The organism is Stenotrophomonas maltophilia group sp. RY12688, from assembly GCF_052149045.1.
GTDB classification, from domain to species: Bacteria; Pseudomonadota; Gammaproteobacteria; order Xanthomonadales; family Xanthomonadaceae; genus Stenotrophomonas; species Stenotrophomonas sepilia.
The window spans coordinates 4208704-4225169 of record NZ_CP197389.1; the positions used below are offsets into that span (position 1 = coordinate 4208704).

The 16466-nt window shown below is 66.7% G+C and carries 16 protein-coding genes and 1 riboswitch; of the genes, 4 read left to right on the forward strand and 12 right to left on the reverse strand.

Annotated elements, in window-relative coordinates:
- Nucleotides 1-218: 218 nt before the first annotated feature.
- The 8 genes from ACS0OT_RS19485 to ACS0OT_RS19520 form a co-directional block, all read right to left on the reverse strand.
- Entirely contained in the window at nucleotides 219-566 is a 348-nt protein-coding gene (locus ACS0OT_RS19485) for a lipid-A-disaccharide synthase N-terminal domain-containing protein (RefSeq protein WP_019661748.1), read from the reverse strand.
- A complete protein-coding gene (locus ACS0OT_RS19490) occupies nucleotides 566-1288 on the reverse strand; it encodes a glycosyltransferase family 2 protein (RefSeq protein ID WP_005420380.1) in 723 nt (240 codons plus the stop codon). Before ACS0OT_RS19490 ends, ACS0OT_RS19485 begins: the two co-directional genes overlap by 1 nt.
- A gap of 90 nt (nucleotides 1289-1378) precedes the next feature.
- Complete coding sequence (locus ACS0OT_RS19495) at nucleotides 1379-2344, reverse strand: NAD-dependent epimerase/dehydratase family protein (RefSeq protein ID WP_005420382.1); 966 nt, start codon at nucleotides 2342-2344, stop codon at nucleotides 1379-1381.
- A gap of 45 nt (nucleotides 2345-2389) precedes the next feature.
- Nucleotides 2390-3124, reverse strand: a complete 735-nt coding sequence (locus tag ACS0OT_RS19500) for a suppressor of fused domain protein (protein ID WP_235649982.1) — start codon at nucleotides 3122-3124, stop codon at nucleotides 2390-2392.
- A gap of 125 nt (nucleotides 3125-3249) precedes the next feature.
- Nucleotides 3250-4173: a ParB/RepB/Spo0J family partition protein gene (locus tag ACS0OT_RS19505; protein WP_005420385.1), complete on the reverse strand. Its 924-nt coding sequence runs from the start codon at nucleotides 4171-4173 to the stop codon at nucleotides 3250-3252.
- Nucleotides 4173-4970 carry a ParA family protein gene (locus ACS0OT_RS19510; protein ID WP_005420387.1) on the reverse strand — a complete coding sequence of 266 codons (798 nt, stop codon included), beginning with the start codon at nucleotides 4968-4970 and terminating at the stop codon, nucleotides 4173-4175. Before ACS0OT_RS19510 ends, ACS0OT_RS19505 begins: the two co-directional genes overlap by 1 nt.
- 112 nt (nucleotides 4971-5082) lie before the next feature.
- The gene (gene rsmG, locus ACS0OT_RS19515; protein WP_005420388.1) at nucleotides 5083-5721 is read right to left on the reverse strand and encodes a 16S rRNA (guanine(527)-N(7))-methyltransferase RsmG; all 639 of its coding nucleotides are present in this window, start codon (nucleotides 5719-5721) and stop codon (nucleotides 5083-5085) included.
- Nucleotides 5722-5760: 39 nt separating this feature from the next.
- Complete coding sequence (locus ACS0OT_RS19520; protein WP_065177813.1) at nucleotides 5761-6360, reverse strand: 4'-phosphopantetheinyl transferase family protein; 600 nt, start codon at nucleotides 6358-6360, stop codon at nucleotides 5761-5763.
- Between the two features lie 84 nt (nucleotides 6361-6444).
- On the opposite strand from ACS0OT_RS19520, the gene ACS0OT_RS19525 reads away from it, so the two are divergent.
- A complete protein-coding gene (locus ACS0OT_RS19525) occupies nucleotides 6445-6696 on the forward strand; it encodes a GlsB/YeaQ/YmgE family stress response membrane protein (protein ID WP_005411656.1) in 252 nt (83 codons plus the stop codon).
- 71 nt (nucleotides 6697-6767) lie between these two features.
- On the opposite strand, the gene xth is transcribed toward ACS0OT_RS19525, so the two are convergent.
- From xth to ACS0OT_RS19545, 4 genes are all read right to left on the reverse strand, one after another.
- Entirely contained in the window at nucleotides 6768-7535 is a 768-nt protein-coding gene (xth, locus tag ACS0OT_RS19530; RefSeq protein WP_005420392.1) for an exodeoxyribonuclease III, read from the reverse strand.
- Nucleotides 7536-7697: 162 nt separating this feature from the next.
- Nucleotides 7698-9107 carry a coniferyl aldehyde dehydrogenase gene (locus ACS0OT_RS19535; protein WP_095378540.1) on the reverse strand — a complete coding sequence of 470 codons (1410 nt, stop codon included), beginning with the start codon at nucleotides 9105-9107 and terminating at the stop codon, nucleotides 7698-7700.
- Between the two features lie 213 nt (nucleotides 9108-9320).
- Entirely contained in the window at nucleotides 9321-10982 is a 1662-nt protein-coding gene (locus tag ACS0OT_RS19540) for an MFS transporter (protein WP_442255947.1), read from the reverse strand.
- 127 nt (nucleotides 10983-11109) lie between these two features.
- Complete coding sequence (locus ACS0OT_RS19545) at nucleotides 11110-12537, reverse strand: DcaP family trimeric outer membrane transporter (RefSeq protein ID WP_053498792.1); 1428 nt, start codon at nucleotides 12535-12537, stop codon at nucleotides 11110-11112.
- A gap of 245 nt (nucleotides 12538-12782) precedes the next feature.
- Here ACS0OT_RS19545 and acs point away from each other — a divergent pair, with 245 nt between their 5' ends.
- The 3 genes from acs (at nucleotide 12783) to ACS0OT_RS19560 (ending at nucleotide 16407) form a co-directional block, all read left to right on the forward strand.
- The gene (gene acs / locus ACS0OT_RS19550) at nucleotides 12783-14726 is read left to right on the forward strand and encodes an acetate--CoA ligase (protein WP_065185927.1); all 1944 of its coding nucleotides are present in this window, start codon (nucleotides 12783-12785) and stop codon (nucleotides 14724-14726) included.
- An 80-nt stretch (nucleotides 14727-14806) separates the two neighbouring features.
- The gene (locus ACS0OT_RS19555) at nucleotides 14807-15472 is read left to right on the forward strand and encodes a response regulator transcription factor (protein ID WP_005420420.1); all 666 of its coding nucleotides are present in this window, start codon (nucleotides 14807-14809) and stop codon (nucleotides 15470-15472) included.
- A 181-nt stretch (nucleotides 15473-15653) separates the two neighbouring features.
- A riboswitch (yybP-ykoY riboswitch) is annotated at nucleotides 15654-15743 on the forward strand.
- 88 nt (nucleotides 15744-15831) lie between these two features.
- The gene (locus ACS0OT_RS19560; protein WP_005420421.1) at nucleotides 15832-16407 is read left to right on the forward strand and encodes a manganese efflux pump MntP; all 576 of its coding nucleotides are present in this window, start codon (nucleotides 15832-15834) and stop codon (nucleotides 16405-16407) included.
- Nucleotides 16408-16466 lie beyond the last annotated feature (59 nt).

Below are 16466 nucleotides of genomic sequence, written 5' to 3' on the forward strand. Positions count from 1 at the left end.
CGAAGGTCCTGCCTGCAGCGCAGGCAGGACCGGGAACCGGCCGCTCTGGTAGATGCCAACCTTGGTTGGCACACGGGGAAACCCAGCGCCGACCAAGGTCGGCATCTACCAGGGCACCGCCGCTGAACATGCAGTAGATCCACGCCATGCGAGGATGCGCCGGGATCCTGACAGGGGTCAGAGCCCTTTCCAGTGGAAAGGGATCCGACCCCGCAGCCTCAGTGACTGGCCTTGTCCCGCTTCCAGCCGCGGTGCTTGATGTCCAGGTGCAGGCTGTACAGCGCGGTGAACGCCGGGAACAGGTTCTGCAGTACACCCACCGAGTCCTGCTTGGCCGAGAACAGGAAGTAGCTCAGGGTCATCAGGCTGCCGAGCACGCTCATGTACCAGAACAGGCGCGGGATGACGGGTTTGCCGGCGCGCTTGGAGGCGATGAACTGGACCAGCCAGCGGCCGCCGAACATCAGTGCGCCGGTGTAGCCGATCAGCTTCCAGCCGGTCACATGCAGGCCGGTCCAGTACAGCCAGGTCAGGGGCTGATCCAGCCAGTGCAGCTCCAGATCCATCAGCGCTCCTCCACCGCGGTGCGCTTGCTTCGGGTGATCAGCCAGGCTACGCCACGCAGGTCGCGGATGCCGACCAGCGCGCGGCCGAGGTTGTTGTACTTGGACACGCCGGCGGTACGGTGGCGGTGATTGACCGGCACGCTGGTGGTCTTCCAGCCGGCACGCTGCATCAGCGCCGGCAGGTAACGGTGCATGTGGTCGAAGTACGGCAGGTCGAGGAACGCGCTGCGTTCGAACAGCTTGATGCCGCAACCGGTGTCGGGCGTGTCGTCGCGCAGCATGCGCGCACGGATGGCGTTGGCCCATTTGCTGGCCCAGCGCTTGCTGCCGCTGTCCTGGCGGTTGACGCGCCAGCCGGCGAACAGCTTCACCTGCGCCTCGGCGGCGTCGCGTGCGGCAAGCAGCTTGGGAATATCGGCCGGATCGTTCTGGCCATCGCCATCCAGGGTGGCGATCCACGGCGCGCGCGCGTGCTTGACGCCGGTGCGCACCGCCGTGCTCTGCCCGCTCTGGTTCACATGGTGCAGCACGCGCAGTTCCGGCGTGGTTGCCTTCAATCCCTGCAGCACCGCCAGGGTGTCATCACGCGAGTGGTCGTCGATGTAGACGATCTCGAACGGCAGCCGGCCACGCAGCGCAGCGGTGATTTCGGCGACCAGCGGGGCAACATTGTCGCGCTCGTTGAACACCGGGACGACAACGGAAAGCTCGGGTTGGCTCATAAGGCACTCGGCCAAAGGGGGGACAAAGACCGCGCATTCTCCGAAACCGAGGTTATCCGAAGATGAACCCGGCGGCGTGAGGATCCGTCCTCAGGCGCGATCGCCAAAATACTCGCGGCACCACTGCACCACAGGCGGCAGGCCTTGTTCGATCGGGGTCACCGCATCGAAGCCGAAAGCGTCATGTGCGCGCCGGGTATCGGCCATCGTGCGCACCATGTCGCCGGGCTGCATGGGCTTGTAGACCTTCTGCGCAGGGCGGCCGGCGGCCTGCTCGATCACGCTGATGAAGCGCTCCAGCTCGACCGGTGTATGGTTGCCGAGGTTGAACACCCGGTGCGGCACCGGACCGTCGGCCGGATGCGCGAGGGCGCCGAGGATACCGGATACGATGTCGGAGACATGTGTGAAATCGCGCTGCATGCGGCCTTCGTTGAACACGTCGATCGGCCGACCGGCCAGCACCGCGCGCGAGAACAGCAGCGGTGCCATGTCCGGCCGGCCCCACGGGCCATACACGGTGAAGAATCGCAGCCCGGTGGCATGCAGGCCGTACAGCTGCGCGTAGGTGTAGGCCATCAGCTCGTTGGCCGCCTTGGTCGCCGCGTACAGCGAGCGTGGCTGGTCCACGCGCTGGTCTTCGGAGAACGGCGGCGTGGCCGAATCGCCGTAGACCGAACTGCTGGAGGCATACACCAGGTGCTGCACGCCACGGTGGCGGCACAACTCGAGCATGTTGACGAAGCCGACCAGGTTGCTGTCGACGTAGGCATGCGGGTTTTCCAGCGAATAGCGCACGCCGGCCTGCGCGGCCAGGTGGATCACCGCGGTCGGCCGCACCTCGTCGAACAGTGCGGCCAGGCCCTGCTGGTCGGTCAGGTCCAGGGTGCGCAGGTCCAGCGCCGGACACAGCGCGGCCACGCGGTCACGCTTGATCTGCGGGTCGTAGTAATCGTTGAAGTTGTCCAGGCCGACCACGGCCTGGCCGGCCTCCAGCAGCGCGCGGGCGGTGTAGGCACCGATGAAGCCGGCAGCGCCGGTGAGCAGGATGGTCATGGCAGGGGCCTGGGAACGAAGTTCAGGCCCCTGATGTTACCGGTCTCAGAACAAACCGAAACGCTTCTTCGCCACGTTGGTGCGGCCGGGCTCGATCACATCGTTGATCTGTTTCGCATCGAAGCGGTCGAGCAGGGCGTCGGCACCCTTCTTCAGCTTCAGGTCCATCTCTTCGGGGTACAGCGGAACCAGGCTCATGAAGCTGATGGTATTGCCATCCTCCAGCTCCAGCGTGGCGAAGTCCTCCGGGGCGGTCACCGGCGGCAGCACGATGGCACCGTCGAAACCCACGCCCGGCGCATAGGGCTCGCTGGGATGGCCGTTGGGAATGGTGTGGCCGAAGCCCAGCCACGTGTCGTACTCGTGCGGTAACCGCGCCATGCCCTTCAGCAGGCGCACCGGCCAGTAGTTGCGCTCATCCTCGAAGGCGTCCTGCGTGATCGGCCAGTCGGCCGGCAGGGTCACCATCAGTTCCATGTAGCGCGGCACGTCCGCATCCGCCTCGGCGGGCACGGTCATCGGCAGGTCGCTCATGCCGGAGGTGACCAGGCGCAGGTACGGGCAGTGGTCATTGGCCGGCACCACGTGCACGTCGATGTGCACCAGGTCGGAGATGATTTCATGGAAGACACCGGACACCGGTCCCAGGTGGTGTTCGATGTGGGCACTGATCGCCTCGATGTGCCGTTCTTCGCCGATGGCGAGCACAAAGTCCTTCTCACGGCGATGTACCAGTATCTGGGTGCCGTCCGGGCTGAAGTCTTCGTAGTCGTTGCTCATGTCCTGCTCCCTGGATGAGGCCACGGGCCGGAAGACAGTGCATTCCGCGGTGCGCGTGGCAGTGCGTTCCCTGTCATTCGCCGGGCGCGGCAGGAACAGGCCGCCTCCCCGACGCGGCGCCGGGCTCAGCCCTGGCGCGCGCGCAGTTTTTCCAGCACGCCGTCCAGGGTGTCCAGGTCGGTGTAGTGGATGATCAGCTTGCCCTTGCCGCCACGGCCGTGGCTGATCGCCACCTTGGCGCCGAGCGCTTCGGACAGCTCGGTTTCCAGCGAGGCGATGTCGGCCTGCTGCACCTTCGGCGTGGCCACCGGACGGCTGCTCGGCACCTTGCCGGCGGCGAAAGCCTGCGCGCGCCGCTCGACCTCGCGCACCGACCAGCCTTCGTCGGCCGCTTCCTGGGCCAGCTTGCCGGCCAGTTCGGGGGCCAGGGTCAGCAGCGCACGGGCATGCCCCATTTCCAGGCGGCGGGTTTCCAGCAGCAGGCGGATCGCCACTGGTAGTTCCAGCAGGCGCAGCAGGTTGGACACCGCCGCGCGCGAGCGGCCGACGGCCTCGGCGGCCTCGGCATGGGTGAGGGTGAACTCGCTGATCAGGCGCTGCAGCGCTTCGGCTTCCTCCAGCGGGTTGAGGTCTTCACGCTGGATGTTCTCGATCAGCGCCATCGCGATGACGGTGCGGTCTTCCAGCTCGCGCACCACCACCGGCACTTCGTCCAGCCCGGCCAGCTGCGATGCGCGCCAGCGGCGTTCACCGGCGACGATTTCGTAGTTGCCCGCCGGCAGCTGGCGCACCAGGATCGGCTGGATCACGCCCTGCGACTTGATCGAGTCGGCCAGCTCGGACAGCTTGCCCTCGTCCATCTCGCGGCGCGGCTGGTACTTGCCCGGCTGCAGCTGGCCGACCGGCAACTTGCGCAGCACTTCCCCCGGCAGCGGCTCGATCACCGCCGTGGTGGCCTGCACCTGGCTGACCGCGCCCTTCGGGCCCAGCAGCGCGTCCAGGCCACGGCCGAGGCCTCGCTTCTTGGCTGCCGGCTTGCTGCTGGTCATCAGACGGTCTCCACGGCCTTGGTGGCCTTGTTGCGTTCGTTGTTGCGGCGGATGATCTCGCCAGCCAGGCCCAGGTAGGCCACGCCACCGCGCGAGGCGCGGTCGTAGCCGACGATGCTCTGGCCATGGCTGGGTGCCTCGGCCAGGCGAACGTTGCGCGGCACGATGGTGCGGAACACGCGATCGCCGAAGTGCTCGGTGAGCTCGGCCGAGACCGCGTTGGCCAGGTTGTTGCGCACGTCGAACATGGTGCGCAGCACGCCTTCGATCTCCAGCGCCGGATTGAGGTTGGCACGCAGCGCTTCGATGGTTTCCACCAGCGCGCTCAGGCCTTCCAGGGCGTAGTACTCGCACTGCATCGGCACGATCACCGAATCGGCAGCGGCCAGCGCATTGAGCGTCAGCAGCGACAGCGCCGGCGGGCAGTCGATCAGGATGTAGTCGTACTCGTCGCGGATCGGTGCCAGCGCGCGCTTCAGCCGCTGCTCGCGCTCGCTCTGCGCCATCAGCTGGATCTCGGCGGCGGTCAGGTCGATGTTGCCGGGAAGCAGGTCGTAGCCTTCGGCGGTCTGCACGCGTACATCGGCGGCGCTGGACTCGCCCAGCAGCAGATCGTAGGTGGAGGCGGCCAGCTCACGCTTGTCCACGCCACTGCCCATGGTCGCGTTGCCCTGCGAATCGAGGTCGACCAGCAGCACGCGCTTGGGTGCGTTGGCCAGGGAAGCGGCCAGGTTGACGGCGGTCGTGGTCTTGCCGACGCCACCCTTCTGGTTGGCGATGGCGATGATGCGGGCCATGCGGGTGTGCCTCGTCGACGTGTGCTGGGACCGGTCATTATGCGTACAACCGGCCCCTTGCGGAAATCGTGGATCGCCAACCCGTTGTTGCACAAGGGGCTGGCGGCGGGAATCAAGGGCCTGTAACAGTAACCAGGTGGCGTTCGCCGGCCAGGCCGGGCACGCTCAGCGGGGTCACCTCGCGCACCTGCCAGCCAGCCGGCAGGTCCGCGATCTCCTCATGCGGGTAGACGCCCTTCATGGCCAGCAGCACGCCCCCCGGCCGCAGCAGGTGGCCACCGACGCGGACGATGCCGGCCAGGGTATCCATGGCACGGGCGGTCAACTGGTCGTAACGACCGGCCTCGTCCAGCGCCTCGGCGCGCGATTCGGCCACGCGGGCATTGCCCAGGCCGAGTTGGCGCACGGCCTCGCGCATGAAGCGCGCCTTCTTGCCATTGCTCTCGACCAGGGTCACCTGCAGGCCCGGGCAGGCGATGGCCAGCGGGATGCCCGGCAGCCCGGGGCCGGTGCCGAGGTCGGCCAGGCTGCCATCGGCCACGAACGGCTGCATCGCCAGCGAGTCGAGCAGGTGGCGGGTGACCATCTCCTGCGGGTCGCGGATGGCGGTGAGGTTGTAGGTGCCGTTCCAGCGGTGCAGCAGGGCCAGGTAGCGCAGCAGCGGCGGCGCCAGCGCGGCATCCAGGCCCATGCTGGCCAGGCCCTGTTCCAGCGTGGCAGCTACGCTGGCGGGAAGTGGGTGTTCGCTCATGCCGGCATTATCGCCGGTTTTGCGCGCTGATTCCCCGCCTCAGTGCGGATACCAGGCCAACGCCGCCCGGAACTGACCGGTGGCCTGCCATTCGTGCAGGTGCCAGCGCGCGGCCTCGCCCAGTTCCGGGTCGCACCAGCGCAGGTGCAGGGCGCCATCGGCCCCCGGCGCCAGCTGCAGGCGGTGCAGGCCGAACGAGATACCCTGGCCGTGCGCCTTCAGCATCGATTCCTTGGCGCACCACACGCGGAAGAACCAGTGTTCGCGGTCGGCCTGGTCCAGGCTTTCCAGCCACGCCACCTCCTCCGGGTGGAAGAAGCGCTGCACGATCTCCAGCAGGCGGGCGCGCGGCCGCAGCAGTTCCAGGTCCACGCCCAGCCGCACGCCTTCGCCCAGCGCCACCAGCAGCACCTCGCCGCTGTGGCTCCAGCCGGTGCCGTAGTGGGCCAATGCGCCGCTCAGCTCCGGCCGGCCCTTGTCATCGCGGACCAGCGGCAGCGTCTCCGGATCGGCCCCGAGGGCCTGCGCCAGCACCTGCCGTGCCTGCGGTTCGCCGCGCTGGCCGGGCACGTGCGGGCGCCGCCAGACCGTCACCGGACCAAAGCGCCACGGGCCGTCGAGGGTGGCTGGCAGGCTCATGCGCACGCGCCCGTCACACGATTGCACGACGGGTTCACGGCCGTGCGCGTCAACTGGTCACCGTTCCCCACCGGAGGTTCGATCATGGGCATCATCATCTGGCTGATCGTCGGCGGCATCGTAGGCTGGCTGGCCAGCATCATCATGAAGCGCGATGCCCAGCAGGGCATCATCCTCAACATCGTGGTCGGCATCGTCGGCGCGCTGATTTCCGGCTGGCTGTTCGGCGGCGGCATCAACGAAGCGATCACCATTCGAACCTTCCTGTTCTCGCTGATCGGTGCAGTGATCCTGCTGGCGATCGTCAATCTGTTCACCCGCAAGAGCATACGCTGACACGGCGGTAGCGCCGGCCGCTGGCCGGCGGGCCTTTCAGAACGGGCCCGGCGATGCCGGGCCCCGTTCGTTCAACCGATCTGTACCCACGCCGGCGCATGGTCGCTCGGACGTTCCCAGGTGCGCGGCTCGCGGTCGATGCCCGAAGCCACCGCACCGCTCTTCAGCGCATCGGAGACCAGGGTCAGGTCGATGCGCAGGCCCAGGTTGCGACGGAAGCCGGCGGCGCGGTAATCCCACCAGCTGAAGGTGCCCGCCTCGTCGTTGTGCAGGCGGAAGCCATCGTGCAGGCCCAGCTGCAGCAGCTTGTTCAATGCGCCGCGCTCGGCGGTGGAAGTGAGGATGTGGTTGTCGTTCCACACCTCCGGGTCGTGCACGTCGCGTGCGTCCGGGGCAATGTTGAAGTCCCCCATCACGATCAGCTTCGGGTGGCGCTGCAGTTCTTCGGCGATCCAGGCATGCACCGCCTCAAGCCAGCGTAACTTGTACTCGTACTTGTCGGTACCGATGTCCTGCCCGTTGACCACGTACAGGTTGATTACCCGCAGGTCGCCGAAGGTACCGGCGATGACGCGCTTCTGCTCGTCCTCGAAGCCGGGAATGCCGATCTGCACGTCCTGTGCAGGCTCACGCGACAGCAGCGCAACGCCGTTGTAGGTCTTCTGGCCGGCGAACACGCTGCGGTAGCCGGCAGCGATCAGCGCAGAGTCGGGGAACTTGTGGTCCTCCAGCTTGGTTTCCTGGATACCGACGATGTCCGGGCCGAACGCCTTGAGCCACTGTTCCAGGTGCGGCAGGCGGACATTGAGCGAATTGACGTTCCACGAGGCGATTTTCATGCGGGCATTCTACCCGGGTGGGCTTTGGTAGACGCCAACCTGGGTTGGCGCATAGCCGCCCCCGTGCCAACCAAGGTTTGCACCCACCGGTAGTGCCGGCCGCTGGCCGGCAACCCCATGAACCGTCGGCAGGACCCCGCAGTTGGCGGCCAGCGGCCGGCACTACCGCAGCAGCAGCTTCAACAAACCCGCAATCTTCGAATACGGCGGCCGCAGCCGGTCACTGGCGGCCCAGCGCGACTGCCACAGCACCGGCAGCCGCTTGCTCATCGCATCGAACCCGGCCCGCCCGTGGTACGCGCCCATGCCGCTGGCCCCTACCCCGCCAAACGGCAGGCCATCGGCGGCGAAGTGCAGCAGCGTGTCATTTACCGTCACGCCACCGGCCACCACCTGGCCGAGGATGCGCTCCACCGTGGCCGTGTCATGGCTGAAGGGATACAGCGCCAGCGGCCGTTCGCGGGACAGCACGTCGGCCAGCGCCGCCTCCAGATCCGGGTAGGCCCGCACCGGCAGGATCGGGCCGAAGATCTCCTCGCGCATCAGGTCCAGGTCGTCCGGCGGGTCCAGCACCACGGTCGGCACCAGCAGGCGCTCGCGGTCGGCGCGCGCCTCATCCACCTGCGCCAACGGAATCACCGGCACGCCACGTTCGCGCGCCTGCACCAGATAGCCCTGCAGGCGCTGGTACTGGCCCTCGTTGATGATGCGCGTGTAGTCGTCGGCATTGCTGAAGTCGCCATAGCGTTCGCGCACCTGCTGCTGCAGCGCCTGTACGAACTCGCGCTGGCGGACCGTATCGATCAGCACATAATCCGGCGCGATGCAGGTCTGGCCCGCGTTGAACCACTTGCCGGTGGCCAGCCGCGCGGCGGCTTTGCCCAGCGGAAAATCGCGGCAGACGATGGCCGGCGACTTGCCGCCCAGTTCCAGCGTGACCGGCACCAGATGCTCGGCGGCGGCGGCCATCACCTTGCGGCCAACGGCCGTCGAGCCGGTGAACAGCAGATGGTCCAGCGGCAGCGAGGACACCGCCGCGGCCACATCTGCCCCGCCCTGCACCACCGCCACCCGATCGGGCGGGAACACGCTGGCCAGCAGATCGGCCAGGAACGCACTGGTGCGCGGCGTGTGTTCCGAAGGCTTCAGCAGTACGTGGTTGCCGGCAGCGATGGCGGTGACCAGCGGCACCAGCGCCAGCGTGACCGGGTAGTTCCACGGTGAGATCACCCCGACCACACCCAGTGGCGTCGGCCGCAGCTGCGCGCGCGCTGGCCACAACTTCCATCCCGCCGATGCCCGCTGCGGCTTCGACCAGCGCCGCAGGTGGCGGCGCAGGTGGTCGATGGCCGACAGCACGCTCATGCCATCGGCCAGCTTCGATTCAACGTGGGCGCGATGCCCGAAGTCCTCGGCGATGGCCTGCGCCATTTCGTCCAGGCGTGGCTTCAGCCCCTCGCGCAGGCGGCGCAGGTCGGCCTCACGCTGGTCGAGCGTGGGGCGCTGCGACTGCCAGGCGCTGCGCAGGGTGTGCAGGATGGCGGGAAGGTCGGCGGGGGCGGTGGTCGTCATGGGCCGACTATACGGGGTGCTGCGCAACGCCATGGTAGTGCCGGCCGCTGGCCGGCAATGGGTTCATGTCTTCGGAGATTCATGGGTTTGCCGGCCAGCGGCCGGCACTACCGGAATGCGAACCCAGTGGGCACGGTCGACAAACAGAAAGGCCGCGGTCTGCACCACGGCCCCTGAAACCCGGTGGGTGCCGACCGTTGGTCGGCACGCCGGTTATTTGGTGATATCCACGTTCTTGGTTTCGCGCAGGAACAGGCCGCCGATCACCACCGACATCAGTGCGATCGCAATCGGGTACCACAGGCCGTAGTACAGGTTGCCGGTACCGGCCACCAGCGCGAACGAGATCGCCGGCAGGAAGCCACCGAACCAGCCGTTGCCGATGTGGTACGGCAGCGACATCGAGGTGTAGCGGATACGGGTCGGGAACAGTTCGACCAGGTAGGCGGCGATCGGGCCGTAGACCATGGTCACGTACAGCACCAGCAGCCACAGCATGAAGATGGTGCCGGCGATGTTGATGCGCGCACCATCGGCCTTGGCCGGATAGCCGGCGGTGGTCAGCGCGGTCTTCAGCTCCGCTCCAAACGCATCGGCCTTGGCCTTGCCTTCTTCCTTGGTCAGGCCTGCGGCCTCATACGAGGGGACGCTGGCGCTGCCCACGTTCACCATCGCCAGCGAGCCGGCGGCGGCGGGCTGCACGTCGTACGGCACGCCGGCCTTGGTCAGCGCGGCGGTGGCCACGTCGCAGGAGCTGGTGAACTTGCGCAGGCCCACCGGATCGAACTGGAACGAGCAGGTGGCCGGATCGGCGACGACCAGGGCCGGCGAGCTGCTGCGGGCTTCTTCGATGGCCGGGTTGGCGAAGTGGGTCAGGCCCTTGAAGATCGGGATGTAGGTGATGGCCGCCAGCAGGCAGCCGGCCAGGATGATCTTCTTGCGGCCGATGCGGTCGGACAGCCAGCCGAAGAAGATGAAGAACGGCGTGCCCAGTGCCAGCGCTGCGGCGATCAGCAGGTAGGAGGTGGTGGCATCGACCTTCAGCATGCTGCTGAGGAAGAACAGCGCGTAGAACTGGCCGCCGTACCAGACCACGGCTTGGCCAGCCGCCGCACCGAGCAGGACCAGCAGCATCAGCTTCAGGTTGCCGCCCTTCAGGCTGTCGCGGAACGGGGTCTTGGAGCCCTTGCCTTCAGCCTTCATCTGCTGGAACAGCGGCGATTCGCTCAGCTGCAGGCGGATCCACACCGAAATGCCCAGCAGCAGGATCGACACCAGGAACGGAATGCGCCAGCCCCAGGCTTCGAACGCCTCGTTGCCCAGCGTCATGCGGCAGGCCAGGATGATCAGCAGCGACAGGAACAGGCCCAGCGTGGCGGTGCACTGGATGAAGCTGGTGTACAGGCCGCGCTTGTCGTCCGGCGCGTGCTCGGCCACGTAGGTGGCGGCACCGCCGTACTCGCCGCCCATCGCCAGGCCCTGGGCCAGCCGCAGGATGATCAGGATCACCGGAGCGGCGAAACCGATCGAAGCGTAGTTGGGCAGCACGCCGACCAGGAAGGTCGAGATGCCCATGATCAGGATGGTGACCAGGAAGGTGTACTTGCGGCCGATGCGATCGCCGAGGCTGCCGAAGAAGGCCGCGCCGAACGGGCGCACGAAGAAGCCGGCGGCGAACGCCAGCAGGGCGAAGATCATGCCCGTGGTTTCATTGACGCCACTGAAGAACTGCTTGGCGATGATGGCCGCGAGCGAGCCGTACAGGAAGAAGTCATACCACTCGAAGACCGTGCCGAGGCTCGAGGCGAAGATGACCTTCTTGTGGCCCTTGGTCAGGGTGTCCGCTTTATGTGCGGTGCTGGGTGTACTGGACATGGGACGCTTCCCCTCCGAAGCAATCGTTGTTGGTGGGTGCCGACCGTTGGTCGGCACTCAATTCGGTAGATGCCGACCTTGGCCGGCACCCCATCTCGGTAGGTGCCGGCCGCTGGCCGGCACGCTCTTAGAAGCTGTACTTCGTAGTGAACTGCAACCGGGTGATGTCACCCTTGTTGCCGTTCTCCACTTCGCGACGGCCATACATCAGCTCGGCGCCGATATCGACCTTGGGCAGCGGCGAATAGAAGATGTTGCCGCGGATGCTCTGCACGCTCTTGGTCACCAGCGGGCCGAGGATGCTGTCGTTGTCGTAGTCGCTACGCGCGTAGATCAGGTTGGTGCGCAGCTTCGGCGAGAACGCATGCCGCCAGCCGACATAGCCGGCCAGCACGCCGGTCGGGTTGAGTTCGTCGCGGGCCACGTCATAGGCACTGTCGGCAGTGATGCCCAGGCCGATGTAGCGGGCGATGCCTTCGCCACCGGTCAGCTGGTAATGCAGCGAATCGCTGTCACCCATCACCCACTTGCCGCCCAGGGTCAGGCCGCCGGCCACCTTGTCGGCCTTCGCGCCGGTCGCCTGGTTGTCGACCTTCAACTGGCGGACGATGCCGCCGACACCGAAGGTGCCCCAGTCGCCCTTCCAGCCATAGCGCAGGGTCAGGTCGGGCAGGCTGCCACGGTCGGAGTTGGCGCTGGCGTTGGTCCAGGCGCCGGTGACCGGGTTGCGGGTGCCGGTGAGGGTGGTGGTTTCCGGGTTTTCCAGCGCGACGCTGAAGCCGCCCTGGGTGTAGCGCACCTGGGCCTGGCGCACGAAGATCACGCCGTCGGTGGGGCCGACGAAGTCGACCGCTTCCGGCAGTGCGGCCGCGTCCATGAAGTTGGACCAGGTCTGGCCGGCCAGCCAGTTGTTCCAGTACATGTAGGCGTGGCGCAGGGTCACGCCGTAGGTATTGGTGGCAGTCTGGTTGCCCAGCGAGTTGCCGAAGAAGTCCATCTCGAAGAACGCACCGGCCTTGTTGCCCGATTCGCTGACGTTGTCGATGCCCAGGTTGAAGCGCGAGAACTTGGCATGGGCGTTGAAATCGGTGCCCGAGCGCTTGCCGCTGCCGCCGGCGCCTTCCACCGGGGTCTGGCCCGGGAGGTACAGCGAACGGCCGGTGGCGTCGTCGGCCAGCTGGCCATCGCTGGTCTGGGTGGCCAGGAAGTCGGCCTTGATGAAGCCGCCGATCTTGACCGTGGTGCCCGGTGCCGCGCCCGGGGTGATGGTGGTGACCTGGATCGGCTGCTTGCCGGCCGGCACCTGTGCAACCGGCTTCTGCTCGGCCTGCACCGTGCGCACTTCGGTTACCGCCTGCTGGGTCTGGCTGATCTGGGTCTGTTGTTGTTGCTGCGAAGACAGCAGCAGCTGGACCTGGCGTTCCAGTTCGGCAACGCGTGCTTCCAGTGCCTTCTCTTTGGCGGTCTCTGCGAACGCCATGCCCGGTGCGACCAGGGCGACCAGCAGGCAGGCCGCCAAAGGTGTGCGCACGGCTTTCAACGTACGGTGGCTCATGTTGCCCTCTCTCCCAAGTGGCAAGGTGATGCCGCGCGTGGGGCACGGTCGAGCCGAGACTGCGGGGCGATTATGTATAGCGGCTATTCGCCATTGGTCGAACCCGGCCCTGCAGGGCGCTCACTTTCGACCATGGTCTAACCAGGGTGGTGACGCGGCCGGGGGTGGATGGGGCAAACTGAGGGGGATCGGTCGTTGCGATGCTGCGACCGCACATACAAAGTCAACGTGCAAGTGAGGGTGCCATGGCTGATATCTACCCCGTCGATCCGCAGTTCGCCGCCAAGGCACGCATCGACAAGAAGACCTATGAACAGCAGTACCAGGCGTCGGTGACCGACCCGGATGGATTCTGGGGCAAGGCCGCCGAGCGCCTGCAATGGATGCGCAAGCCGACGAAGATCAAGAACGTCAGCTACGACCTGTCCGACTTCCACATCAAGTGGTTCGAGGATGGTGAGCTCAATGCCAGCGTGAACTGCCTGGATCGCCAGCTCGAGACGCGCGGCGACAAGACCGCCCTGCTGTTCGAGCCGGACGGCCCGGATGCACCGGCCCAGCACGTGACCTATCGCGAACTGTATGAGCGCACCTGCCGCCTCGGCAATGCGCTGCGCAACCTTGGGGTCAAGAAAGGCGACCGCGTCACCATCTACCTGCCGATGATCGTCGACGCCGCAGTAGCCATGCTGGCCTGCGCGCGCATCGGTGCAATCCACTCGGTGGTGTTCGGTGGCTTCGCGCCGAACTCGATCGCCGACCGCGTCAGCGACTGCCAGAGCAAGCTGATCATCACCGCCGACGAAGGCTTGCGCGGTGGCCGCAGGATTCCGCTGAAGGCCAACGTCGATGCCGCGCTGAAGCTGCCGGGCACGAACACGGTTGAAACCGTGCTGGTGGTGCGCCACACCGGCGGCGCGGTGGACATGCAGGCCCCGCGCGACCGCTGGTTCCACGATGTGGTGGACAGCCAGCCGTCCACCTGCGAACCGGAACGCATGAACGCGGAAGACCCGCTGTTCATCCTCTACACCTCCGGCTCCACCGGCAAGCCGAAGGGCGTGCTGCACACCACCGGCGGCTATCTGCTGTACGCGGCCTACACCCATGAAGCGGTGTTCGACCTGCGCGAGGACGACATCTACTGGTGCACCGCCGACGTCGGCTGGGTCACCGGCCACAGCTACATCGTGTACGGGCCACTGGCCAACGGTGCGACCTCGCTGATGTTCGAAGGCGTGCCGAACTATCCGAACACCTCGCGCTTCTGGAACGTCATCGACAAGCACAAGGTGAGCATCTTCTACACCGCCCCGACCGCCATCCGTGCGCTGATGCGCGAAGGCGAGGAGCCGGTGAAGAAGACCTCGCGCGCGTCGCTGCGCCTGCTCGGCAGCGTCGGCGAGCCGATCAATCCGGAAGCCTGGCGCTGGTACTACGAAGTGGTCGGCGACAGCCGCTGCCCGATCGTCGATACCTGGTGGCAGACCGAAACCGGCGGCATCCTGATCTCGCCGCTGGCCGGCGCGATGGACCTCAAGCCGGGGTCGGCCACCCTGCCCTTCTTCGGCGTGCAGCCGGCGCTGGTCAATGCCGATGGCGAGATCCAGGACGGCCCGACCGAGGGCAACCTGATCATCCGTGACTCCTGGCCGGGCCAGATGCGCACGGTGTACGGCGACCACCAGCGCTTCATCGATACCTACTTCCGCACCTACCCGGGCAGCTACTTCACCGGTGACGGTTGCCGCCGCGACGAAGACGGCTATTACTGGATCACCGGCCGCGTCGACGACGTGATCAATGTGTCCGGCCATCGCATCGGCACCGCCGAAGTGGAAAGCGCGCTGGTCTCGCATCCGAAGGTGGCCGAAGCGGCGGTCGTGGGCTTCCCGCACGACGTCAAGGGCCAAGGCATCTACGCCTACGTCACCCTGGTGGCCGAAGAGGCCCCGAGCGATGAACTGCACAAGGAGCTGATCGCCTGGGTGCGCAAGGAGATCGGGCCGATCGCCACACCGGACCACCTGCAGTGGGCACCGGGCCTGCCGAAGACCCGCTCGGGCAAGATCATGCGCCGCATCCTGCGCAAGATTGCCGAAAACGCGCCGGACCAGCTCGGCGACACCTCGACCCTGGCCGATCCGTCGGTGGTGGCGTCGCTGGTGGACGAGCGCAAGGTGCGCTGATGCAGAACCCGGGGTCGGATCCCTTTCCACCAGGAAAGGGCTCTGACCCCATCTGGTTTCCCCCACGGTTCCCCCCGACCATGACCACCCTCCTGATTGCCGATGACCACCCGCTGTTCCGCGAAGCCCTGCGTGGAGCCGTGCAGCGGGTCATCCCCGGCGTGCAGCTGTTCGAGGCCGACAGCGTGGAAGCGCTGTACGCGCTGGCCGACCAGCACAACGACGCCGACCTGGTCCTGATGGATCTCAACATGCCCGGTGCGCAGGGCTTCAACGCACTGGTGCACATGCGCTCACTGCACCCCCAGCTGCCAGTGGTGGTGGTGTCCGCGCGCGAAGAAGCCACGGTGATGCGCCGCGCGCTCGACCACGGTGCGCTGGGCTTCATCCCGAAGTCTGCGGATTCGGACACCATCGGCCATGCGCTGGGCACCATCCTCGATGGCGAGACCTGGGCACCGCCGGAAGCGCACAACGTGCCGCCCACCGGCAGCGAAGAACGCGAAGTCGGCCAGCGCCTGCGCGAGCTGACCCCGCAGCAGTTCCGTGTCCTGCAGATGCTCGGCGCTGGCCGCTTGAACAAGCAGATCGCCTACGACCTCAACGTCTCCGAAGCGACGATCAAGGCCCACGTCACCGCCATCCTGCGCAAGCTCGGCGTGACCAACCGCACCCAGGCCGTGCTGATGGCCGGCAAGCTGGCCATCGACGACGACGCCATCGTGCTGCCGCCGGAAGAAGACTGACGATAGTGCCGGCCGCTGGCCGGCATTCGCCTGGAACGTCTGAAACCGCCCTGGTAGGTGGCAAGCTTGCTTGGCACGCCTTTGCTTGGCCCGTGTTATAGCCATCGCTATACAAACCAGCCCTGCCTGCGCGTTTGTCTGTAAATGCGCCACGCGCGGATCGCGATGCTAAGCTTCGCGTCCCCTTGGGGAGTAGCCGGATTCCTTCGCAGGAATCGTCCACGTCAACATACTCGGCCAGTGCGCCGTGGCGTGGACAACCATGATGGTTGGCGAGACCAGCGGCCCGCGCGCGCAACGTCAGGTTGGGCGCGAGCGCGAGCCGTGCGTCCGTCCTTGCCCGACCTCAGCCGCTGTCCATGTCCCCCATTTCGATCCTCCTGATCGGCTTTGCCATGTCCACCGATGCCTTTGCCGCCGCAATCGGCAAGGGTGCGGCCATGCGCAAGCCGGTGTTCCGCGATGCACTGCGTGCCGGCATCATCTTCGGCGTCATCGAGGCGATCACGCCGATCATCGGCTGGCTGCTCGGCCGCGCCGCGCTGCAGTACGTCGAAGCCTTCGACCACTGGATCGCGTTCGGCCTGCTCGGTGCGCTGGGCATCCACATGATCTACAACGGCCTGCGCCCGGACAGCGCCGAGGATGACGAGGATCCCTCGCAGCACCACGGCTTCTGGAAGCTGGCGCTGACCGGCTTCGCCACCAGCATCGACGCGATGGCGGTGGGTATCGGCCTGGCCTTCATGGACGTGCATATCGGCGTGATGGCCGCGGTCATCGGCCTGTGCACACTGACCATGGTGACCGCCGGCATCATGCTCGGCCGCGTGCTGGGCAGCATGGTCGGCAAGCGTGCGGAGATCATCGGTGGCGTGATCCTGGTGATCATCGGCGCGACCATCCTGTACGAACACCTGCACGGCGTGGGGTAACGCATCGGAAGCGAGCGATTGCGTGGTTGCCGGCCAGCGGCCGGCACTACCTGGCGTCG